Below are 20571 nucleotides of genomic sequence, written 5' to 3' on the forward strand. Positions count from 1 at the left end.
GGTACCCGCGACCGGGTCACCTGAAACTAGGCCGGGTGATCAAGGGCCGCAATTCGATGTGGACGGTCGAGGCGTACGGCTTAATCGATGCCGCTGTTCGGCCGCATGGCAAGCTTGGCCAGCAGGTCGCGCCCCCGCTCGGCGTTGCGCGGCTGCGCCAGCACGTCGTAGCGGCCAGCCACCAGTTGCGTCGCCGAGGCGATCTCGCGGCCGCGACCGCGGGTGCTGGCGTACCCGACGGCGGCGAACACCAAACCGAACACCACGCCGATGCCCAGCCCGACCAGGATCGGCCCGAAGGACGCCTGCTGCTGGTTGAACAGCCCGAGCAGCAGGCCGACGAACAGGCCGAACCACGCGCCGGAGAGCGCGCCCGTGCCCAGCACCTTGGGCCAGCTCAGCCGCCCGATGACCCGCTCGACGAGCATGAGGTCGACCCCGACGATGGTCACCTCCTCGACGGGGAACTCGCTCGTCGCCAGGTGCTCGACCGCGCGGTGGGCCTCCTGGTAGGTGTCGTACGACCCGATCGGCCAGCCGGTCGGCGGGGTCGGGAGCTTGGGCATGCCCTGGTTCGCTCGTCCAGGGCCGGAGAACGCACCGGTCATGGCCCCATCCTGCCAACCGGGGCCAAGGCGTGCGAACCCGGCAGTGTCTACTTCGCCCGGTATTCGCGAAGCAGGCCGCGGGAGATGATCGTCTTCTGGATCTCGCTGGTGCCCTCGCCGATGAGCAGGAACGGGGCCTCGCGCATCAGCCGCTCGATCTCGTACTCCTTGGAGTAGCCGTAGCCGCCGTGGATGCGGAACGACTCCTGGGTTACCTCGGCGCAGTACTCGCTGGCCAGCAGCTTGGCCATGCCCGCCTCGACGTCGTTGCGCTGCCCGGAGTCCTTGAGCCGGGCGGCGTTGACCATGAGCAGGTGCGCGGCCTCGACCTTGGTCGCCATCTCGGCCAGCTTGAACGCGATGGCCTGGTGCTCGGCGATGGGCTTGCCGAAGGTGCGGCGCTGCTGCGCGTAGTCGACGGCGAGCTCGAACGCCCGGATGGCGATGCCGCAGGCCCGGGCCGCGACGTTGACCCGGCCGACCTCGACACCGTCCATCATGTGCGCGAAGCCCTGGCCGGGGGTGCCGCCGAGGACCTGGTTCTTGCAGATCCGGAAGCCGTCGAAGACCGCCTCGGTGGTGTCGACGCCCTTGTAGCCCATCTTCTCGATCTTGCCGGGGATGGTGAGGCCGGGGACGACCTCGCCGAAGCCCTCCGGCTTGTCGACCAGGAAGGTGGTCAGGTTCCGGTGGGGCTTCTCGTCGCCCTCGTCGGTGCGGGCGAGCAGGGCGATGAGGTTGGAGCTGCCGCCGTTGGTGAGCCACATCTTGGCGCCGTCGACGGTGTACATGTCGTCGTCGCGGCGGGCCCGGGTCTTGATGGCGGCGACGTCGGAGCCGAGGTCGGGCTCGGACATGGAGAAGGAACCGCGGACCTCGCCGGTGGCCATGCGGGGCAGGTAGTGCTTCTTCTGCGCCTCGGTGCCGTGGTGGCGGACCATGTGGGCGACGATGAAGTGGGTGTTGATGACCCCGGACACGCTCATCCAGCCGCGCGCGATCTGCTCGACGACCAGGGCGTAGGTCAGCAGGGACTCGCCGAGGCCGCCGTACTCCTCCGGGATGGTGAGGCCGAAGAGCCCCATCTCCTTCATGCCCTCGACGATGTCGGTCGGGTAGGCGTCGGCGTGTTCGAGCGCTTGGGCGTGCGGGATGATCTCCTTGTCCACGAAGCCCTTGACGGTGGCCAGGATGTCCTGCTGGACGTCGGTCAGTCCGGCGGTCTGCGCGAGGCGTGCCATCGCTGATCCCTCCGTTGGGAGCCGTGGTTACCGACGAGTATCACGCGGTTAACGCTCGTTCGCGCCAGGACGTGTCCGGGACCACTCTCCCCCGGACAGCACTCGACCCGGAGGCGCCGCGGCCGTCCGGGTCGATGTCGGTCTTGGGTTGTGGTCAGCCCGCTTGCAGTTCCAGCACGTTGCCGCAGTCGCGGCACCCGTCGGCCAGCACGTACACGTCGGCACCGCAGTCGTCGCAGGACCGGAAGCTGCGGTCGAACAGGTCGTCCCGCTGCCTGCGCCGCCCCGCCAGGATCCCCAGCACGCCGCGCGACTCGACCGGAAGGCTGTGTCTACCCATGCCCCAAGAGCACCCCACCGAACCGCCCCAAGCAAGCCCTCACCGTGATCTGTGCGTTATGTCACGGCAACCTTTCACGCTTCGTCACGTCGCTGACCTGCACCGTGACCTTTCTGTAGCCAATCGAGAAGATCACGCTCGGGTTAACCCTCGAGGGCGAGGAGCCACGAGTCGGCTTCGAGTTCGAACTGGTCGATCAACGTCGCCGACTGAGTGGCCAAGAGAGAACCGCAGCGAGGTTGCCCGCATCCGACCGAAGAGTGAGGTTCTCGGCCGTCGGGGCGAACTGCTTGACCGGGGCGTTGCGGCTGGTGTCGTGAAAGTGGAAGACGCGGCAACCGCGAAGTAGGTCAAGGGCTGCGCCAGCCTTGCCATGGCTGTCGGCCAAGGCGAACAACCGCGTCTCCCGATGACCGCCGCCTAGTTCTTCGACCGTGGCGGCGGAGTGCTCCAGCACCTCGTACTCGAAGATCAAATTGTCACCGGCGCCCGGCACCAGCGCCGCGCGGTACCCACCGCGTGCGCCGGAGAGGCCCAGCCGGATCCGACGGAGGGCCGAGGCGCGGTTCAGCAGAGCCGACGCGCCGCCGTTCAGTCCGGCGCGGCGGGCTAGCTCCTGGTCCGCGATGCGACCGAGGAGCCCGAGGGCATTGTTGAAGTTGCTCTTACCGGTTCCGTTGGCGCCGACGAACACCGTCACCGCGCCGAGAGTGAGCTCGACGTGCTCTATCGAGGTGTAGCCCTCGATCTCGACCCTGTTGAGCCCGAACCTGGCCATGGCGTCATCCAACCGCAGGTAGCGCCAAGTCAGCGGTCCTCGATCGCGGCGGCCACCGCCAAGACTCGGCGGGCGTTGTCGACGTGGAGGTTTTCGATCATGCGGCCGTCTACGGTCGCCACGCCTCGGCCGGTGGCCTTGGCTTCGTCGAAGGCGTCGATGACCTTTCTGGCCTGGGCTATCTCCTCCTCCGACGGGGCGAAGATGCTGTTGCACGGTTCCAGTTGCCCCGGGTGGATCAGGGTCTTGCCGTCGAAGCCGAACTGGCGGGCCTGGGTGCACTCCTCCGCGAAGCCATCCAGGTCGCGGACGTCGTTGTAGACGCCGTCGAGGATGACTTTGCCTGCGGCGCGGGCACCGAGCAGGGCCATGGACAGGGCGGCCAGGAGGGGGCCGCGGCCGGGGACGTGTTCGGCGTGCAACTCCTTCGCCAAGTCGTTTGTGCCCAGCACCAGTACCGCGAGGCGGTCCGAGGCCGAGGCGATCTCGAAGGTGCGCAGCATCGCCAACGGTGTCTCGACCATCGCCCAGATCGCGGTGTGTGCGGGCGCGCCTGCGGCGACCAAGGCTTCTTCGATGCGCACGACCTGAGCGGCCGAATCGACCTTGGGCACCACTACGGCATCCGGCCCCGCCGCAGCAGCAGCGCGCACGTCCTCGGCGAACCACTCCGTGTCCAACCCGTTGACGCGGATAGTCACTTCCCGCCGCCCGTAGTCGCCGGACGCGACCGCCGCGCAGACCTGTGCGCGCCCGTCCGCCTTCGCGTCCGGGGTGACCGAGTCCTCCAGGTCGAGGATCAGCGTGTCGGCGTCCAGGCCCTTCGCCTTCTCCAGGGCGCGGGCGTTGGCGCCCGGCATGTACAGCACGGACCGGCGGGGGCGCAGGTCAGGCATCGGTGTTCTCCTCGGCTGCGTAGGCACGGGCCAGTTCGGGGTCGCGGGCGGCGAGCGCGTCGGCCAACGACACCACCACGCGGCACTGCTTCACCGTCGCGTCGTCCTGCATCTTGCCGTCGATCATCACCGCCCCCGTACCGTCCCCCATCTCCGCGATGACCCGCCGGGCCCACGCGACCTCCGCCGGGTCGGGCGAGAACACCTTCTTGGCGATGGCGATCTGCTTGGGGTGCAAGCTCCACGCGCCAACGCACCCCAAGAGGAAGGCGTTGCGGAACTGGTCCTCACAGGCCACTACGTCCGCGATGTCACCGAAAGGCCCGTAGTAGGGCAAAATCCCGGCGGTAGCGCAAGCGTCCACCATGCGCGCAACGGTGTAGTGCCACAAATCCTGCTGGTACGTATACCGGCCAACAGTGAAGTCCTCCCCCACCGGATCCGTGCGCACCAGGTACCCCGGGTGCCCGCCACCGACCCGTGTCGTCTTCATCCGACGGCTGGCCGCCAGGTCCGCGGGCCCGAGCGAGATCCCCTGCATCCGGGGGCTCGCCAGCGCGATCTCCTCCACGTTGGCCACGCCCGCTGCGGTCTCCAGCAGCGCGTGCACCAGGATCGGCCGGGTCAGCCCCGCGCGCGCCTCCAGCTGGGCGAGCAGCCGGTCGACGTAGTGGATGTCCGCGGCGCCCTCGACCTTCGGCACCATGATCACGTCGAGCTTGTCGCCGATCTCGGGCACCAGGGTGAGCAGGTCGTCGAGCACCCAGGGCGAGTCGAGGCTGTTGATCCGCGTCCACAGCTGCGCGTCGCCGAAGTCGGTCGCGCGGGCGATGCGGACCAGCCCGTCGCGCGCCTCCTGCTTGCGGTCGGCGCGGATGGCGTCCTCGAGGTTGCCCAGCACGACGTCGCACTGCGCGGCCAGGTCGCCGACCTTCGCGGCCATCTTCGGGTTGCCCGGGTCGAAGAAGTGGATCATCCGCGAGGGCCGGAACGGGATCTCCCGCACCGGTTCCGGCGCCCCCACCGCGAGCGGGCGGAAGAAGTCCTTGGCTGAGCGCATGCGGCCTCCGATCCCTGACGCGGCGTACCGGCCGGTAACCACGTGAGAGTTCTAGTCGACCACGCACCCGAGGGGGCCGCACTGTGGCCCGCGCTACACGATTCGACCCGTCGCGGCCGGGCGCCGGGGGGCATGGCCCGGCCGCGACGGGTGGCGAGGTAACAACGGCCGGGACGCTCGCGCGTCCCGGCCGTCCCCCAGTACCTTGCGCGGCATAGGAGACCGCGGCGCCAACCCCGCCAACAACGATTCGAAACGGCTCGAAACGACCTAGGCTACGGCGGTGATCACCGCCTATCTCGACGCCGCCGCCGTGGGGAATGTCCGGCTGGCGATCTCCCCGGCCATCGAGGCCATCTCCTGGCTGCGGCTGACCGTCGCCGGCCGCACCCACCCGATCTACGGCGACCCCGGCGCCGCGGCCCGCTTCGCGCTGCGCGACCCGGACGTGCGGATGATCGCGGGCACCATGCCCCGCGGCCTGGTCGGCTACATGCCGGACCTGCTCAGCCCCAGCCCCGCCTTCGGCGACCCGGACCGCGCGTGGCTCGACCAGGTCGAGCGCATGGCCGCGACCAGCCCCGAGGACGCCGAGTGGCAGGTCGCCGCGACCGACAACCCGTCAGCGGAGGCCATGGCCGCGGTCGACGACGGCACCTTCGCCCGGCGCGCGGCCGACGCGATGACCCGGTTCTGGTCGGTGGCCATGGCCGACAGCTGGTCCGGCCTGCGCGACCGGTTGCAGGCGGACCTGGTGGAGCGCGCCCGGGTGATGGCGACGGAGGGCGTGGGCACGCTGTTGAGCAGCCTGCACACCAACGTCCGCTGGACCGGCGCCGCGGTGGAGATCACCAAGCCGTACAGCCACCCCATCACCCTCAACGGCCTGGTCTTGTCGCCTGCCGCGCTGTCCTGGCCGACGCTGCTGGTGCAGATGGAGGACCCGGACGACGCGGTGATCAGCTACCCGGCCAACGGGCTGGGTATCCCGGAGAACCCGGACCGCGACGCCGTGGCCCGCCTGATGGGCCCCACCCGCGCCAACCTCCTGCGCGACCTGGACACCCCGCGCAGCACCACGGACCTGAGCAGGCGCCACGGCCTCGCCGCCGCCACCGTGTCGTACCACCTGTCGGTGCTGCACGACTCCGGCCTGGTCACCAAGTCCCGCCACAAGCGCACGGTCCTCTACCAGCGCAACGACCACCACGAAGTCCTGCGCTGACCGACCCGCGGCCCCGGCTCGCGGCCCAACAGGCAACCGCTGTCGGACCGCCCACGCCGCCTGCCTCGCGGCCAATCCGAGGCCCGCTGCCCAACGCCGGTCCAGTCGCGACCACGCTCACCTGGTCGCAACAACACCCGGTCCTTCCCTCGGCTGATCGCAACCACGCTCACCTGATTCCCGCTACAACCAAGCTCAACTTGGTTGCAACGCACCTGGTCAGCCCCACCGCACTGGCTGATCGCGACCTCGCCCGGTCGGCGCCCAGCCACGCCCATCCAGTGGCAACCACGCTCAACTGGTGGCAACCACACCCAGCCGCAACCACGCTCAAACACCTCCGACAGCCCCAACCCAGCCACGCCACCACCTGGTCGAGACCGTGCTCGGTCGGCACCGACAACACACGGTCAGTCGTCACCACGCAGAGCTATTTCGCGTCGTGCTCAGCCGGTTCCTCGCGGTGGAGCCAAGCCCTTCTCGTCGGCGACGCGCTCGGCGGTGTCGCGGTCGTCGACGGCGGCGTTGTGGTCGTGCGGCGCCTCGACGAGGTCGCGGATCGTGCCGACGGCCCGCTTCGCCGCAGCCGCGTTCGGCCTGTCGCGGCGGCAGAACTTCGCCGTCCAGGCCGTCTGTCCACATGCGCCAGGTTTGTCCACAGGCGGGCCGCGACCTCTTCTGCCCGTCCACCGGCCCGACCTAAGATCAAAATTAGGGGTTCCCCCATGCCGGGGACCCCTCGCGGGCGTTGCGGGAAGCGCGGGTCGCGGGGCCGGAGGCACGAGTGTGCCGGGGCCGGGAGCAGCGACGCGCGGGGACGATCGTTGACGGGTGGTGCGGGCCGACTCGGGCTAGCCTGGCCGCGTGGCGGGCGTGAGCAAGATCTTCGTGGCGCAGTTGCTCGGTCTGCCGGTCTTCGGTCCGGACGGCGAGTCCATCGGGCGGATCCGGGACCTGGTGGCGGGCCTGCGCGTGGACGGCGCGCCGCCGCGCGTGCTGGGGATCGTGGTCGAGCTGGCGACCCGGCGGCGGATCTTCGTGCCGATGCTGCGGGTCGCGGCGATCGAGCCGAACGCGATCACCCTGGCCACCGGGTCGGTCAACCTGCGGCACTTCCACCAGCGCCCCAACGAGGTGCTGGTCGTCGGCCAGCTCCTCGACGCCCGCGTGCAGGTCGTCGCCTCTGACGCGCGCGCCGTGGTGGTCGACACCGCCATGGAACCGACCCGGACCCGCGACTGGGTGCTCAACCGGGTCGCGATCCGCGAGCGCACCGGCGGCTGGGGCAGGCGCGGCCCGATCCAGGTGCTGACCTGGTCGGAGATCCGCGCCCCCGGCATCACCGAGCTGACCGGCCAACCCCAGGACGCCCACCAGCTCATCGCCGTCTTCGACACCATGCGCGCCGCCGACGTGGCGACCGCCCTGCAGGACCTGCCCCTCAAGCGCCGCTACGAGGTGGCCGACGCGCTCGACGACGAGCGGCTGGCCGACGTCATCGAGGAACTGCCCGAGGACGACCAGAAGGAACTCCTCGCCCACCTCGACGAGGAGCGCGCCGCCGACGTGCTGGAGGCGATGGACCCCGACGACGCGGCCGACCTGCTGGCCGAGCTGTCGGAGATGGACAAGAACCGCCTGCTGGAGCTGATGGAGCCCGAGGAGTCCGAGCCGGTCAAGCGCCTCCTCGAGTACTCCTACGACACCGCGGGCGGTCTGATGACCCCCGAGCCGATAGTGCTGACCCCGGACGCCCCGATCGCCGAGGCGCTGGCCCGGGTCCGCAACCCCGACCTGACCCCGGCCCTGGCCAGCATGGTCTTCGTCTGCCGACCGCCGACCGCCACCCCGACCGGCCGCTACCTGGGCTGCGTGCACATCCAGCGGCTGCTGCGCGAGCCCCCGTTCGACCTGGTCGCGGGCGCGGTGGACAAGGAGCTGGCCAGCCTGCGCCCGACGGACTCGCTCGTGGCCGTGACCAGGTACTTCGCCACCTACAACCTGGTCTGCGCGCCCGTGGTGGACGACGAGGACCACCTGCTCGGCGCGATCACCGTCGACGACGTGCTCGACCACCTGCTGCCGGACAACTGGCGCGACCGCGACACCGCCGACGAGACCTTCGCGGCCATCGAGACGACCGGGGAGGCGAGGCGCCGTGCCTGAACCCACCACCCGCAGGCGGCTCGACCAGCCGCGCAGGCCCCGCGGCCTGCGCTTCGCCATCGACCCGGACGCCTTCGGCCGGTTCTCCGAGCGGCTGGCCCGGTTCCTGGGCACCGGCAAGTTCCTGTTCTGGCAGACGATGATCGTGGTCGCGTGGATCACGCTCAACCTCGTCGCGGTGAGCCTGCGCTGGGACCCGTACCCGTTCATCCTGCTCAACCTGGCGTTCTCCACCCAGGCCGCGTACGCGGCGCCGCTGATCCTGCTGGCGCAGAACCGGCAGGACGACCGCGACCGGGTGTCCCTGGAGGAGGACCGGGCGCGGGCGGCGCAGACCAAGGCCGACACCGAATACCTGGCCCGGGAACTGGCCGCGCTGCGATTGGCGGTCGGCGAGGTGGCGACCCGCGACTACTTGCGCGGTGAACTGGACAAACTGCGCGGCGACCTGAAGGCGAAACGGCCCAAATCGGGTTCGGCGAAATCCCTGCGCGACGACCCGCGCTGGGACGAGGTCACGAGCTGAATTCGCGCACCCTGAGTCATTGTCACTTGTTGTGTCATTCCCGCCATTCCGACCGCCGGTAGCGCTCCCATTCGTGGACGCTCGTCACCCGTAACGGGGGTGGTATGCGCCGATCAGTCCACGAGTTTGCCGCAGAGGTCGCCGAGGTGGTGCAGCTGGTCGTGGTCGAGCCGCGCCACGAAGTGCCGCACGATGCCCGCCAGGTGCGTCCGGGAGGCGGTGCGCAGCACGTCAAGCCCCCGGTCGGTGAGGGTGGCGACGACGCCGCGACCGTCCCCCGCGACCCGCTCACGGGCCACCATCCCGGCCCGCTCCAGGCGGTCGACCAGGCGGGTGACGCCGGAGCGCGACAACAACACCGCGTCAGCGAGTTCTGCCATTCGCAATTTGCGTTCCGGTGCTTCCGCGAGTTGGACGAGAACGTCGTACCCCCCGAGGGAAAGCCGCTGCTCGGCGACCAGTTCGGTCTCCAACGACCGGGTAATCCTGGCGTGGGCGCGCAGAAACGTGCGCCAGGCGTGCAGTTCTTCTCGGGTGGGCCGGGCGGACTGGTCCGGCAAGGTCAAGGTTCCTCCTTGGGCCCAAACAGGGGGACAATGCTACGGAACCCGAGTGGCGGACCCAACAGCACCCTTACCGCCCTTGACAAATGGGCTGTGCATCGCTGTGGTGAGTGCCATCCACGGCGACCGGGCCGCGTACCCGCCCGTAGCATGGACTCGTGACCACCACCGAACAGGTTCCCGGCGTCGAGGCCGTCCGCAAGGCGCTCGCGGGCGTGCAGGACCCCGAGATCCACAAGCCGATCACCGACCTCGGCATGGTCAAGGACATCGCGGTGCACCCGGACGGGCTGGTCGAGGTCGCCGTCTACCTGACGGTCGCGGGCTGCCCGCTGCGGGACAAGATCACCCGGGACGTGACCGCGGCGGTCGCCGCGCTGCCCGGCGTGCGCACCGTGACGGTGACCCTCGATGTGATGAACGACGAGCAGCGCACCACCCTGCGCAAGACCCTGCGCGGCGACGCGGAGGAACCGCGCATCCCGTTCGCCGAACCCGGCTCACTCACCCGCGTCTACTGCGTCGCCTCCGGCAAGGGCGGCGTCGGCAAGTCCAGCGTCACGGTCAACCTGGCGGTGGCCATGGCCGCGCGCGGGGTGAAGGTCGGCATCGTCGACGCGGACATCTACGGCCACTCGATCCCCCGCATGGTCGGCGCGGGCGACAAGCCGACCAAGGTCGAGAAGATGATCCTCCCGCCGCAGGCCAACGGCGTGAAGGTGATCTCGATCGGCATGTTCACCCCCGGCAACACCCCGGTCGTCTGGCGCGGCCCGATGCTGCACCGCGCGCTCCAGCAGTTCCTGGCGGACGTGTTCTGGGGCGACCTGGACGTCCTGCTGCTCGACCTGCCCCCGGGCACCGGCGACATCGCGATCTCGGTGGCCCAGCTGATCCCGAACGCGGAGATCCTGGTGGTGACCACGCCCCAGCAGGCCGCCGCCGAGGTCGCCGAGCGCGCGGGCGCCATCGCCCTGCAGACCCGCCAGCGGGTGGCGGGCGTCATCGAGAACATGTCGTGGCTGGAACTCCCGGACGGCAGCCGCATGGACGTCTTCGGCGCGGGCGGCGGCCAAGCGGTCGCGGAGTCCCTGTCGCGGGCGGTCGGCTCGGAGGTGCCGCTGCTGGGCCAGGTACCCCTCGACCCCCGCCTCCGCGAAGGCGGCGACGCGGGCGAGCCCCTGGTCAAGTCCCAGCCGGACACGGCGGCGGCCAAGGTCTTGACCGACATCGCGGGCAAGCTCTCCGTCCGCGCCCGCGGCTTGGCGGGTCGCATGCTGTCGGTCTCCCCGGCGGGCCGCTGACCCGATTCTCCGGCGCGCGAGACCGGGCCGAGCACCGGAATTGCTACAGCTGTCGACAAACCGCATGGCCGATCCACTCGCGGCGACGCGTGGTCGCGACACGTGACGCGCACGTTTGACTGTTGCGCGTACGCAACATCAGTGGTGTCATGAACGGGTGTTGCAGATACAGGTGCACACACGGTCAGTTATAGGTGTGAGCACTTTGGCGAGGGAGTGATGACGGTGCCGACACAGGTGGCTACGACCGACCGGGATGTCCTGCTGACCGACGAGCGCGACCAGGCGCAGGCGCAGCGTCTGATGAGTCGGCTCCCCGCGTCGGGTGCCCGATTCACCGCCGTGGTGAACGAGGAAGGCTCCGCGATCTCGGTTCCACGCGAATTGTCGGCCATCATCGCCGAGGTGGTCCGCGCCGTGGCGCAGGGGCACACAGTCACGGTCAGCGCGATGCCGGAGGAACTGACGACCACCGCAGCCGCGCAACTGCTGGGCGTGTCACGACCGACGTTGATGCGCAAGGTCGCCGCGGGCGAGATCCCCTCGCACAAGGTCGGCACTCACACGCGGTTGCGGACTGCCGATGTGTTGCGCGAGCGAGGCGCGCGCCTGCAGCGCCAACGGGAGGCGTTCGACGCGCTGCGCGCACTGGAGGACGAGGACTGATCCGATGACTGTCCGCAGGCCAGGCCACACGGCCAAGCGCATCGGGCCGATGGATAGTCTCCCAGGATGATCGCCACGCGAGTGTTCGTCGACGCGAACGCGCTGTTCTCTCGCACGGTGCGGGATTGGCTCGCCCTGCTGCAGTTGCGATCGGGCGGGGGGATCTACACCGTCTACTGGACCGAGGACGTGCTCGCGGAGACGATCTACAACCTGCGCCGGAAGTACCCCGCCTGGAACGGCGCGAAGATCACCCGGGTCCGCGACCTGATCGCGAAGACCTTCGAGGGAGGCCGGGTTGACGACTTCGTCGTCGACGACTCGTTCCCCGGTACTGACAGCGACGACAGGCACGTGCATGCCGCAGCCCTGGCCTGCCGAGCCGACATCGTCCTGACCTGCGACAACGGCTTTTCTGCCGCGGACCCGGACTCGCTGCCCTACGAGGTCTACCACCCCGACGCCTTCTTCGTACTGGTCGATGACAGCGCGCCCAACCTTGTGCACGACGTGACTCGCGAACAGACCCTGTACTGGGCGAATCGCCAGAACGGACGCGCCGATCTACCGAACAAGCTGATCGCCGCAGGGTGCCCGAACTTCGCTGAACGAGTTCGTCACCACCAGGGACAGCTGACCCTGCCCGTCGCCCCGAGGTAGGCGTCCCCGGCGCACAGGCTTGACCAGAGAGTTGCGGTTGAGTGCCCGGTGCGGCACGCGAAGCACCGAGCGACCGGCGGGGCCTCCGGGCCGGATGGGACCTGCGCGAAGCACCAACAACGCCGGAGCTGGATGTGTCTACGCGAGTAGGTTTTGCCAGTTGCCGGATAAGGCGATGCCCGCCTCCGGGAGAGGCGGGCATCGGAAGATCAGGTCGCGTCCGGGTCTACCGGGGGGCGTTCGCCGGGGGCGAGTTTCGGGGGGTCCGGCGTGGCGGCCGGGGGGGCGGGCGGGACCGGGGGCTGGGGCTGGGACGCGGCGGCGAACCCGTTGGGTTTGATGCCGTTGGTGTCGTCGCCGAAGAGTTGTTTGGCGACTATCTGCTTCGGGTCGAAGTTGCGCAGTTGCTGCAGGTCCTGCAGCGGTTTGCGCAGCTCGTCGAAGTCGTTGCCCAGTTCGCCCTTGAGCTGGTCCCGCGCACCGGTCGCGAACTCGCGCACCTTGCGGATGCTGCGCCCGAGCCAGGCCGCCGCCGAAGGCAGCCGCTCCGGGCCCAGGATGAACAATCCGGCGATGCCGAGCACGAGGATCTCGGCCCAGCCGACGCTTTCGAACACCCTCGCTACCTCCGAACTACGCCTCTGCCATCAGAGTAGCCGGTCAATCCGACCCCAGGGTCACCTGAATGGTGAGCTCACGTCCCTGCCTGGCCAACACCACGGGAACCGACTGCCCCGGCTGGTGCTGGCGCACCGCCACGGTCAGCTCGGCCGCGTTGCGCACGAGGCGGTCCCCCACCTTCCGGATGACGTCACCCTCGACGATGCCCGCCTTGGCCGCGGCGCCGTTGTCGGTGACGTTGACGACCTGGGCGCCCTCGGCGGTCTCCGCGGACACCGACTTGACGTTGGCGCCGAGGTCGGCGTGCTTGACCTGACCGTCGCGGATGATGGCCTCGGCGATCCGCTTGGCGTCGTTGGACGGGATGGCGAACCCGAGGCCGACGCTGCCGGTGTTGCCCGCGCTGCTGCGGATGGCGGAGTTGATGCCGACCAGCGCGCCGGTCGAGTCGACCAGCGGGCCACCGGAGTTGCCCTGGTTGACCGCGGCGTCGGTCTGGATGGCGTCGTAGGTGATCGGGGCCTCGCCGTTGTCGCCGCCCGCCACGACCGGGCGGTGCAGCGCGCTGACGATGCCCTGCGTGACGGTGTCGGTGAGGCCGAGCGGTGAGCCGATGGCCAGCACGGAGTCGCCGACCTGCAGCTCGTCGGAGTTGCCGAACTGCAGCACGGTCGCGTCCGGCACGTCCACCTTGATCACCGCGAGGTCGGTCTTGGCGTCGGTGCCGACCAGCTTGGCGTCGACCCGCCTGCCGTCGGTGAACACCGTGGTGATCTTCGCGGACTGGTCGGCGCGGCCCTCGAGGGTGACCACGTGCCAGTTGGTGACGATGTAGCCCGCGGCGTCGATCATCACACCGGAGCCGGTACCGCCGCCCTGCTGGATCTTGACCTCGATGGACACGACGGCGGGCCGCACGCGCTGCGCGATGTCGGCGACCGACCCGGCGGGGCGCTCCTTGGCCGGTTCGACCGTGGCGAGGGTGACGTCGCTGGTCAGGCTGTCGCCGCCGCGCGCGAGGAACCAGCCGACCAGGCCGCCCGCGGCGCCGATGACCAGCGCGACCAGTCCCAGCACGCCGAGGGCCAGGGGCTTGACGCGCCTGCCGAACAGCACGTCGGTGAGGCTGAGCTGGGTGCCCGCCCCGGTGACCTCGGCCTTCTTCTCGGCCTCGGGCTCGTCGACGGCGGGCGGTCCGATGACGGCACCGGCCGCCGGGTCGCGCCACGGGTCGGGCTCGGGCGACCACAGGGCGTCTTCCTGCTCACCGTCGGGCGCGCGCGAGCCCGGGGGCCGCTGCAGCACGGCCGTCTCCCCGCGCGGCCTGCCGAACGCGCTGACCAGTGCCTCCGGCGTCGGCGGCGCGGACGGCAGCTCGCCGAACGCCGCCCGCCCGGCCGCCGCGGGCGAGAACGCCCCCGCGACCCCGGCGGGCCGTCCGAACGCCGCAGCGGCGGTCGGATCCACCGCGGGCCGTTCCAACGGCCGCGGCCCCACCCGATCGACCCCGGTGGGCGACTGCTCGACCGGCGGTGTGGCCTGACTGGGGTCGATGTTCTGGTTCATCACCATCAACATTGCCAAATGAGCGGTGAAGTGCGCGTGCGAACCCCACCGATTCGCTCACTCGTCCAGGTACATGGCCCTGCCCGCCCACCGGGTGATCATGAGCCGTAGAAGGGGCGGCGGGCCACGCGGGGGAGGTCGAGGTGGAGGTCGATGGCGCACTGCTGCGAGTCGGTGCGGCGGGTGCGGAACTCGATGGCGGCCTGGGGCGGCACGACGACCTCGACGTTCACGGGGACGGTGCTGCTGGGTTTGGTGATCGTGCCATGGGCGGCGACGGAGTCCTCGGCGTCGGGGTCCTCGCCCACGACGGTGATGTCCCACTCCACAACGCTGTCGAGGCAGCCGCCGTTGTCGGCGTGCACGGTGCCCATGAGGACCAACTCGGTGAGGCCGGGGTCGATGCCGGACACGTGGTACAGGTTCCGGCCGCGCCCCCCGGGGTCCAGCACCCAGGAGTAGGAGGGGAACGCGTCCCCGGGACGGGTCTCGACGTGCGCGGCGAGCGAGTTGTCCGGCGCCAACGCCACCGGCGCGGGCACGTCCATGTCGGGGACGAACGCCAGCAGCAGCGGCAGGCCGACCGCGGGGACCAGGCCCACGGCGGCGAGTCGGAGCAGCGATCGCGGTCGCCGGGGCCCGCTGGCACCGACGTTGTCCGGACCCGCACCGCTCGCCTGGTTGTCCGGGTCGGATAACCGGTCTTCCCGGGTCAGGGGGGTTGTCCGGGATCGGGTAGGAGTCCTGGACAACCGCGGCCTGGGGTGTCGTGTCCAGGACGTGGATCGCGGTGTCGAGGGTGCCGCCGCCGTCGAGCAGGAGCCGCTCGACGTGGTCCAGGACGCGGCTGTTCTCGGCCAGCACCGGCTCGACCGGACCGGCGGTCGGGACCAGGGCCTGCTCGACCGGGGCGAGGTCGGCACCGGAGCCGTCCGCCTCGACGCTCAACCGCTCGGCGAGGTGCCCGATCCGGGCGTGCAGCGCGGCGGCGGTGGTCATGGCGCGTTCGACCTCGTCGAGTGCGTGGCCGCGTTGCCGGGTCGCGCGGGTGCGCTGCGCGTCCAGCAGTGCCCGGTGCTCCAGCGCCACGCCGTGCGCGCGCACCGCGCCAGGCACCTCGGGCAGCAGCCGGGCCTGCTCGTCGAGCCGCAGGATGATCACCGCCAGCGCCACCGCGAGCCGCCGGAACCGGTCCTCCTCGCGCTGGGTCAGCTCCACCTGCTCCCGCAACCGGGCGATCACCTCCAGGTGCGGCGCCACTTCCGCGCCCGAGCCCGGCGCGCGGACCGCGGGCCCGGGGACGGCCCGGCGCGCGGGCCGGGTCGGCACGGGGGCGTTGACCCGGGCGCGGACCTGGGTGTCCAGCAGCGTGATCCGCTCGGCGACCGCGCGCACCCCGGCCTGGTCGGTCCGGCCCCGCGCCCACAGCCGCAGGAACGCCAGCACCAGGTCCGGCGGCAACGGGTGCCGCATCTTCATCAGCTCGGACAACCGGCGCGGGTCGATCTCCCCGGACTCGCGCAGCACCTTGTGCGCGCGGGCCTGCGCCGGATCCCGCTCGGCCCACCACACCGCGGCGTCCTTGACCGTGAACCCGGCCTCCTCGCGCAGCCGGTAGAGCAGTCCCACCAGCTCCACCCCGGCCTCACCGAACCGCGCGCGCAACCCCTCGGTGTCGACCGTCGGGGTCCGGCCGCCGGACTTCCTCCTCGGCTGCGGCACCGCTGCCACCTCGCTGTTCGTCGAGCCCGGGCACCACGTTGTCCGGCGCGCACTGGCGGGGAACCGATCATGCCGCCTTCACTGGGCGCCGACCGACCCGGGCGTACATCGCACCGGGCACCCCGACCGCAGGAGCCACCCGTGATCACCGCAGCTCGCCACACCATCGCCGCGCTGGCCCAGCCCCTCACCCCGACGAGCGGCCCGCCCGCCCTCTGGCTGGTGACCGGCTACCTGCTCCTCGCCGCCGGACTGCTGGCCCACGCCACCCACACCGCGCTCACCGCACCCGACCCCACCCACCGCAACGACGCCTACCGGGTCCTCAAGCTGCTCACCGCCTGGACCGGCAGCGGCAGCCTGCTGCTGACCACCGCACTGCACCTGAGCGCGTGATCACCTCGGTGGGCCGCGGCGCGCCTCGCCCGCGGGCGTGGTCCGGACAGCATGAAGGCCACCGCCTCGGGGGCTGGTGGCCTTCACGTGTGGAGAGTGGTCTTGTGGGTTACCGCGCGGCCACCGTGCCGAAGCTCGGGGACGAGGTGAGCAGGCCGGGGGCCGGGGCGCGGAAGCCGACGGGTTGGACGCCGCCGGGTTGCTGCGGCTGCGGGGGGCTCTCCGGGCTCGCGCCGGTCGTGTTGACCAGGGCGAGGGCGCCGAGGACCAGGCCGGACACGACCACACCGGCACCTTGCGCGGCCCGGCGGTTGCGCCTGCCGAGGACGACGCGGCCCTCGCCCAGCTTGGTCGACGAGCCCAGGGGGGCGCTCGTGCCGAACGCGCCGGGGGCGCGGTCGGGGCGCTGGACCGCGACCAGTTGGCCGTCGGCCGTCACGGCCAGGCCGTCCGGGGTGGCGGGCAGCTCGGTCTCCTGCGGGATGGCCCGCAACGAGGCCAGCAGCCCGGCGGGCATGGCCGGGGTGTCGGCGGCGCGGACCGCAGCCCTCGCCTGGCGCTGGGCGCTGATCTCGCCCGCGCACCACGGGCAGTTCACCGCGTGCGCGGCGACCCGGTCGTTGGCGGTGCGGCCCAGCTCGCCGTCGACGAAGGCGACCACGGCGTCGGGCAGCAGGTGCTGCTCACCCAGCCCGAGGGCGCGTTCGAACGTCATGAGACGACCTCCGCGGGTACGTGCTCGGTGCTCATGCCCATGCCTCCTGCGCGGCCAGCGCCCGGCGCCGCTCCAGCGACGCGCGCAGGGCCTGGCGGCCCCGGTGGATCCTGCTGCGCACAGTACCGAGCTTGACCCCGAGGGTCGCGCCGATCTCCTCGTACGACAGTCCCTCGACGTCGCAGAGCACCACGGCGGCCCGGAACTCCGGGGGCAGTTCGTCGAGCGAGGCCTGCAGGTCGGGATCGAGGTGGGTCTCCTCGTAGACCTCTTCCGGGCTGGGCTCGTCGCCCTCGATCCGGTCGGTGTCCTCGGGCAGCCCCTCCATGCGCAGCCGCGAGCGGCGGCGGACCATGTCCAGGAACAGGTTGGTGGTGATCCGGTGCAGCCACCCCTCGAAGGTGCCCGGCTTGTAGGACGCCAGCGAGCGGAACACCCGGATGAAGGTCTCCTGGGTGATGTCCTCGGCGTCGTGCGCGTTGCCGGAGAGGCGGTACGCCAACCGGTAGACCCGGTCGCCGTGCTCGCGCACGACCTCGTCCCAGCTCGGGACGGTCCACTCGGCCGCGTCCAGTTCGACGGGCTTGACCTCGGCGGCGGTCTGCATCGTGGGGATCCGCACCTCCTGCTGGCTGTCCTGCCCACTCACCGGCTCAACGTGCGACTGGCCCGCTGTGTTCCCCAACCTCACCGTGGTCCCCGATCTCCCTGCTTCTCCCCTGTTGGTTACCAAGATGGGGTGCGCCCTTATGGTGACGGTGAGAGGCGGCTGAGATGAGGCTGAGAAAACGTGCGGGGTGACCTTCCGGTCAGGTTCACCCGTTTTGGCCACGTCCGCCGCTAATCTGCGTTCCCGTGGGCGGAGAACCAACCGCGGGCGCGGACCTGCGCGACTACGTCGAGGGCTTCCTCGACGAGGACGACGTGCTCGTCGCCGCGCGCACCCTCGGCCAGCAGCTGGGCTGCGCCCCGGTGAGTCCCGGCTGCGGTGCCGCCCTGCGTTTCCTGGCCGCCGCGCAGCGCGCGAAGGCCGTGGTGGAGATCGGTACGGGAGTCGGGGTCAGCGGCCTGTACCTGCTCCGCGGCATGGCCGCCGACGGTGTGCTGACCTCGATCGACGTGGAGCCCGAGGCCCAAGCCGCGGCCAAGCGCACGTTCCGCCAGGCGGGCATCGCCCCCGGCCGCACCCGGTTGATCATGGGCCGCGCGGGCGACGTGCTGCCCAGGCTGAGCGACGGCGGCTACGACCTGCTCTTCGTGGACGCGACCAAGACCGAGTACCCGACCTACCACGAGCACGGCGTCCGCCTGCTGCGCCCGGGCGGGGTGCTGGCGTTCTACAACGTGCTGTGGCAGGGCAACGTCGCCAACCCCACCAAGCGCGACGCGGAGACCCTGGCCCTGCGCGAGGTGGTCCGGACCATCCAGCAGGACGACCGGCTGGTCCCGCTGCTGCTCCCCCTCGACGAGGGGCTCCTGCTGGCCGCCAAGGTCACCACCTGACGGTCCCGCGGGCGGGCCCGACGGTCGGCGCTGCCAGGATCGACCGGTGGATGATCTCCGTTATGTGCGGTTCCAGGCCGCGGTCGGTACCCCGCGTGGCCGGTTTCCCGGCGTGTTCGGCCTGGTCAACGGCCTCGCGCGGGAAGGCAGGTTGACGGCGGAGCAGGAAGCGTTCCGCCGCGCCAACAACGACTGGTTCGAGGCGAACTTCACCAACCCCAGCACCGTCGACCCGACGGTCTACGACCAGGACCTCCACCCCGGCGCGACCGCGTGGTTCGAGTCTTCGGCCGCGCACCTGGTCGAACGGGTCACGGGCTACCTCTCGATCCTCGACGCGCACGGGGTCGGCTGGGTGCGGCTGGAATCGGCGGACCCGGGCCGGGTCATCTACGAGGACACGGAGCAGGTCGTCGTGGTCGCCCACCCGCACAACCACCTTCAAGATCACCTCGACCGCCCCCACGCGGAGGCCCTCCCACCCGGGGGATCCCCCTCTTCGAGACTATCGCCGCAGGTCGGCGGGGTGGAAGAGGTGTCTGAGAGCTGTGGATGAGATGCGGGCATGTGGATGAGTTGTCCACACAGGCGGAGAGTGTGGGCGGGTCGCCCGGGCAGGCGACAGCGGCGCACGGTCGCGTGAGGCCAAGGGGTGGGCGGGTGGCGGGGTCGGAGGCTCGGGTGATGGCCGGGCTATGAAGCGCGGGTGCCCTTGCCGAGGACGACGATCCCGCTGGTGCTCACCGTGTACTGCTCCCGGTCCGCCGCCAGGTCCACGCCGATCCGGACGCCGTCGTCGACGATGACGTTCTTGTCCAGGATCGCGCGGCGGACCACCGCGCCCTTGCCCACGCGCGCGCCCGGCAGCAGGACGCTCCCCTCGACCACCGCGCCCGTCTCGATCACCACGTCGGCGCTGATCACCGAGTCGGTGACCGTGGCGCCGGAGATGATCGAGCCGGGGCCGACGATCGACTCCGTGGCCGTGCCCGAGTTGACGAACTTCGCCGGGGGCAGCGGGGGCATCGCCGTGCGGATGGGCCATTCCTGGTTGTACAGGTTGAACACCGGGTGCACGGAGACCAGGTCCATGTGCGCGTCGTAGTACGCGTCCAGGGTTCCCACGTCGCGCCAGTAGCCGCGGTCCCGTTCGGTTTCGCCGGGTACGAGGTTGTCCGCGAAGTCGTAGACGTGTGCCGTGCCCTGGTCGACCAGCATAGGGATGATGTCGCCGCCCATGTCGTGCAGGGAGTCGCGGTCGGCGGCGTCGGCGCGCAGTGCGTCGAGCAGGGCGGTGGTGGAGAAGATGTAGTTGCCCATCGACGCGAAGGTGACGTCCGGGTCGTCGGGCACCGACGGCGGGTCGTCCGGCTTCTCGAGGAACCGGGTGATGCGGCCGGAGGCGTCGGAGTCGATGCAGCCGAAGGCGGTGGCCTCGCGGCGCGGGACGCGGATCCCGGCGACGGTCACGCCCGCGCCGGAGTCGACGTGCTGCTCCAGCATCTGGCTGGGGTCCATCCGGTACACGTGGTCGGCGCCGAAGACCGCGATGTGGTCGGGGCGCTCGTCGTAGACCAGGTTCAGGGATTGGTAGATGGCGTCGGCCGATCCGGTGTACCAACGCGGACCTAACCGCTGCTGCGCGGGGACCGGGGTCACGTACTGGCCGAGCACGTTCGACAGCCGCCAGGTCGTGGAGATGTGCCGGTCGAGCGAGTGCGACTTGTACTGCGTCAGCACGCACAGCTTGTGGAAGCCCGCGTTGACCAGGTTGGACAGCACGAAGTCGACCAGCCGGTAGTTGCCCGCGAAGGGGACGGCCGGTTTGGCGCGGTCGGCGGTCAGGGGCCAGAGGCGTTTTCCCTCGCCACCCGCCAACACGATCCCGAGTACGCGCGGCTTCCCCTTCACAGTCCTCATCTAACCGTCCGCGTGGTGGTCCTGCCAGACGTGCTACTCCGTGTGGGCGCTCGTTGCCCGTCCGTTCACCCGACGGCCGCAGCGCGTTACGACTG

The 20571-nt window shown here is 70.7% G+C and carries 23 protein-coding genes; 9 read left to right on the top strand and 14 right to left on the bottom strand.

The window, feature by feature from the left end; all coding sequences use genetic code 11:
* Nucleotides 1-80: 80 nt before the first annotated feature.
* The 6 genes from CLV40_RS03410 to CLV40_RS03430 form a co-directional block, all read right to left on the bottom strand.
* Nucleotides 81-608 carry a YflT domain-containing protein gene (locus CLV40_RS03410; protein WP_104476869.1) on the bottom strand — a complete coding sequence of 176 codons (528 nt, stop codon included), beginning with the start codon at nucleotides 606-608 and terminating at the stop codon, nucleotides 81-83.
* 47 nt (nucleotides 609-655) lie between these two features.
* Nucleotides 656-1849: an acyl-CoA dehydrogenase family protein gene (locus tag CLV40_RS03415; protein WP_104476871.1), complete on the bottom strand. Its 1194-nt coding sequence runs from the start codon at nucleotides 1847-1849 to the stop codon at nucleotides 656-658.
* 154 nt (nucleotides 1850-2003) lie between these two features.
* Nucleotides 2004-2189 carry a hypothetical protein gene (locus CLV40_RS37035; RefSeq protein ID WP_146107914.1) on the bottom strand — a complete coding sequence of 62 codons (186 nt, stop codon included), beginning with the start codon at nucleotides 2187-2189 and terminating at the stop codon, nucleotides 2004-2006.
* A 196-nt stretch (nucleotides 2190-2385) separates the two neighbouring features.
* Nucleotides 2386-2967, bottom strand: coding sequence for an AAA family ATPase (locus CLV40_RS03420; RefSeq protein WP_146107915.1), 582 nt, complete (start codon nucleotides 2965-2967; stop codon nucleotides 2386-2388).
* 29 nt (nucleotides 2968-2996) lie between these two features.
* On the bottom strand, nucleotides 2997-3863 hold the full coding sequence (locus CLV40_RS03425; protein WP_181043306.1) for an HpcH/HpaI aldolase/citrate lyase family protein: 867 nt from the start codon (nucleotides 3861-3863) through the stop codon (nucleotides 2997-2999).
* On the bottom strand, nucleotides 3856-4923 hold the full coding sequence (locus CLV40_RS03430; RefSeq protein ID WP_104476875.1) for an HpcH/HpaI aldolase/citrate lyase family protein: 1068 nt from the start codon (nucleotides 4921-4923) through the stop codon (nucleotides 3856-3858). Before CLV40_RS03430 ends, CLV40_RS03425 begins: the two co-directional genes overlap by 8 nt.
* A 283-nt stretch (nucleotides 4924-5206) precedes the next feature.
* Here CLV40_RS03430 and CLV40_RS03435 point away from each other — a divergent pair, with 283 nt between their 5' ends.
* Entirely contained in the window at nucleotides 5207-6148 is a 942-nt protein-coding gene (locus tag CLV40_RS03435) for an ArsR/SmtB family transcription factor (RefSeq protein WP_104476877.1), read from the top strand.
* A 446-nt stretch (nucleotides 6149-6594) separates the two neighbouring features.
* Here the strand turns inward: CLV40_RS03435 and CLV40_RS03440 are convergent, their stop codons facing one another.
* A complete protein-coding gene (locus CLV40_RS03440; RefSeq protein ID WP_104476879.1) occupies nucleotides 6595-6807 on the bottom strand; it encodes a hypothetical protein in 213 nt (70 codons plus the stop codon).
* A 205-nt stretch (nucleotides 6808-7012) separates the two neighbouring features.
* Here CLV40_RS03440 and CLV40_RS03445 point away from each other — a divergent pair, with 205 nt between their 5' ends.
* Nucleotides 7013-8314, top strand: coding sequence for a magnesium transporter MgtE N-terminal domain-containing protein (locus CLV40_RS03445; protein WP_104476881.1), 1302 nt, complete (start codon nucleotides 7013-7015; stop codon nucleotides 8312-8314).
* Nucleotides 8307-8840, top strand: coding sequence for a DUF1003 domain-containing protein (locus CLV40_RS03450; RefSeq protein WP_104476883.1), 534 nt, complete (start codon nucleotides 8307-8309; stop codon nucleotides 8838-8840). Before CLV40_RS03445 ends, CLV40_RS03450 begins: the two co-directional genes overlap by 8 nt.
* 113 nt (nucleotides 8841-8953) lie before the next feature.
* Here CLV40_RS03450 and CLV40_RS03455 read toward each other — a convergent pair whose 3' ends face one another.
* Nucleotides 8954-9406 carry a MarR family winged helix-turn-helix transcriptional regulator gene (locus CLV40_RS03455; RefSeq protein WP_104476885.1) on the bottom strand — a complete coding sequence of 151 codons (453 nt, stop codon included), beginning with the start codon at nucleotides 9404-9406 and terminating at the stop codon, nucleotides 8954-8956.
* 155 nt (nucleotides 9407-9561) lie between these two features.
* Here CLV40_RS03455 and CLV40_RS03460 point away from each other — a divergent pair, with 155 nt between their 5' ends.
* The 3 genes from CLV40_RS03460 (at nucleotide 9562) to CLV40_RS03470 (ending at nucleotide 12033) form a co-directional block, all read left to right on the top strand.
* On the top strand, nucleotides 9562-10707 hold the full coding sequence (locus tag CLV40_RS03460) for an Mrp/NBP35 family ATP-binding protein (protein WP_104476887.1): 1146 nt from the start codon (nucleotides 9562-9564) through the stop codon (nucleotides 10705-10707).
* A 237-nt stretch (nucleotides 10708-10944) separates the two neighbouring features.
* Nucleotides 10945-11373, top strand: a complete 429-nt coding sequence (locus CLV40_RS03465; RefSeq protein WP_219823909.1) for a helix-turn-helix domain-containing protein — start codon at nucleotides 10945-10947, stop codon at nucleotides 11371-11373.
* A gap of 66 nt (nucleotides 11374-11439) precedes the next feature.
* On the top strand, nucleotides 11440-12033 hold the full coding sequence (locus CLV40_RS03470; protein ID WP_104476891.1) for a PIN domain-containing protein: 594 nt from the start codon (nucleotides 11440-11442) through the stop codon (nucleotides 12031-12033).
* Nucleotides 12034-12242: 209 nt separating this feature from the next.
* Here the strand turns inward: CLV40_RS03470 and tatB are convergent, their stop codons facing one another.
* The 3 genes from tatB to CLV40_RS03485 all read right to left on the bottom strand — a co-directional run bounded on the left by tatB (nucleotide 12243) and on the right by CLV40_RS03485 (nucleotide 14822).
* Complete coding sequence (gene tatB / locus CLV40_RS03475) at nucleotides 12243-12650, bottom strand: Sec-independent protein translocase protein TatB (RefSeq protein ID WP_104476893.1); 408 nt, start codon at nucleotides 12648-12650, stop codon at nucleotides 12243-12245.
* A gap of 43 nt (nucleotides 12651-12693) precedes the next feature.
* Nucleotides 12694-14220, bottom strand: a complete 1527-nt coding sequence (locus CLV40_RS03480; protein ID WP_104477743.1) for a S1C family serine protease — start codon at nucleotides 14218-14220, stop codon at nucleotides 12694-12696.
* 98 nt (nucleotides 14221-14318) lie between these two features.
* A complete protein-coding gene (locus CLV40_RS03485) occupies nucleotides 14319-14822 on the bottom strand; it encodes a hypothetical protein (RefSeq protein ID WP_104476895.1) in 504 nt (167 codons plus the stop codon).
* A 178-nt stretch (nucleotides 14823-15000) separates the two neighbouring features.
* Here CLV40_RS03485 and CLV40_RS37040 point away from each other — a divergent pair, with 178 nt between their 5' ends.
* Nucleotides 15001-16338, top strand: coding sequence for a hypothetical protein (locus CLV40_RS37040; protein WP_146107916.1), 1338 nt, complete (start codon nucleotides 15001-15003; stop codon nucleotides 16336-16338).
* Between the two features lie 109 nt (nucleotides 16339-16447).
* On the opposite strand, the gene CLV40_RS03500 is transcribed toward CLV40_RS37040, so the two are convergent.
* A complete protein-coding gene (locus tag CLV40_RS03500; RefSeq protein ID WP_104476900.1) occupies nucleotides 16448-17053 on the bottom strand; it encodes an anti-sigma factor in 606 nt (201 codons plus the stop codon).
* A 31-nt stretch (nucleotides 17054-17084) separates the two neighbouring features.
* Nucleotides 17085-17660, bottom strand: a complete 576-nt coding sequence (sigE, locus tag CLV40_RS03505) for an RNA polymerase sigma factor SigE (protein ID WP_104477745.1) — start codon at nucleotides 17658-17660, stop codon at nucleotides 17085-17087.
* 248 nt (nucleotides 17661-17908) lie between these two features.
* On the opposite strand from sigE, the gene CLV40_RS03510 reads away from it, so the two are divergent.
* Entirely contained in the window at nucleotides 17909-18556 is a 648-nt protein-coding gene (locus CLV40_RS03510; protein ID WP_104476902.1) for an O-methyltransferase, read from the top strand.
* 46 nt (nucleotides 18557-18602) lie between these two features.
* Nucleotides 18603-19112 (top strand): hypothetical protein, encoded by a 510-nt coding sequence (locus tag CLV40_RS03515; protein ID WP_245931029.1) that lies wholly within the window; start codon nucleotides 18603-18605, stop codon nucleotides 19110-19112.
* Between the two features lie 137 nt (nucleotides 19113-19249).
* On the opposite strand, the gene glgC is transcribed toward CLV40_RS03515, so the two are convergent.
* Nucleotides 19250-20476: a glucose-1-phosphate adenylyltransferase gene (gene glgC, locus CLV40_RS03520; RefSeq protein WP_219823910.1), complete on the bottom strand. Its 1227-nt coding sequence runs from the start codon at nucleotides 20474-20476 to the stop codon at nucleotides 19250-19252.
* Nucleotides 20477-20571 lie beyond the last annotated feature (95 nt).

Source organism: Actinokineospora auranticolor, from assembly GCF_002934265.1.
Classification (GTDB): Bacteria; Actinomycetota; Actinomycetes; order Mycobacteriales; family Pseudonocardiaceae; genus Actinokineospora; species Actinokineospora auranticolor.

Bases quoted from the DNA above. Each gene is read 5' to 3' on its own strand.
- CLV40_RS03420 (WP_146107915.1), bottom strand. From the start codon at position 2,967: ATGGCCAGGTTCGGGCTCAACAGGGTCGAGATCGAGGGCTACACCTCG.
- CLV40_RS37035 (WP_146107914.1), bottom strand. From the start codon at position 2,189: ATGGGTAGACACAGCCTTCCGGTCGAGTCGCGCGGCGTGCTGGGGATC.
- CLV40_RS03470 (WP_104476891.1), top strand. From the start codon at position 11,440: ATGATCGCCACGCGAGTGTTCGTCGACGCGAACGCGCTGTTCTCTCGC.
- CLV40_RS03410 (WP_104476869.1), bottom strand. From the start codon at position 608: ATGACCGGTGCGTTCTCCGGCCCTGGACGAGCGAACCAGGGCATGCCC.
- sigE (WP_104477745.1), bottom strand. From the start codon at position 17,660: ATGCAGACCGCCGCCGAGGTCAAGCCCGTCGAACTGGACGCGGCCGAG.
- CLV40_RS03500 (WP_104476900.1), bottom strand. From the start codon at position 17,053: ATGACGTTCGAACGCGCCCTCGGGCTGGGTGAGCAGCACCTGCTGCCC.
- CLV40_RS03430 (WP_104476875.1), bottom strand. From the start codon at position 4,923: ATGCGCTCAGCCAAGGACTTCTTCCGCCCGCTCGCGGTGGGGGCGCCG.
- glgC (WP_219823910.1), bottom strand. From the start codon at position 20,476: ATGAGGACTGTGAAGGGGAAGCCGCGCGTACTCGGGATCGTGTTGGCG.
- CLV40_RS03480 (WP_104477743.1), bottom strand. From the start codon at position 14,220: ATGAACCAGAACATCGACCCCAGTCAGGCCACACCGCCGGTCGAGCAG.
- CLV40_RS03425 (WP_181043306.1), bottom strand. From the start codon at position 3,863: ATGCCTGACCTGCGCCCCCGCCGGTCCGTGCTGTACATGCCGGGCGCC.
- CLV40_RS03415 (WP_104476871.1), bottom strand. From the start codon at position 1,849: ATGGCACGCCTCGCGCAGACCGCCGGACTGACCGACGTCCAGCAGGAC.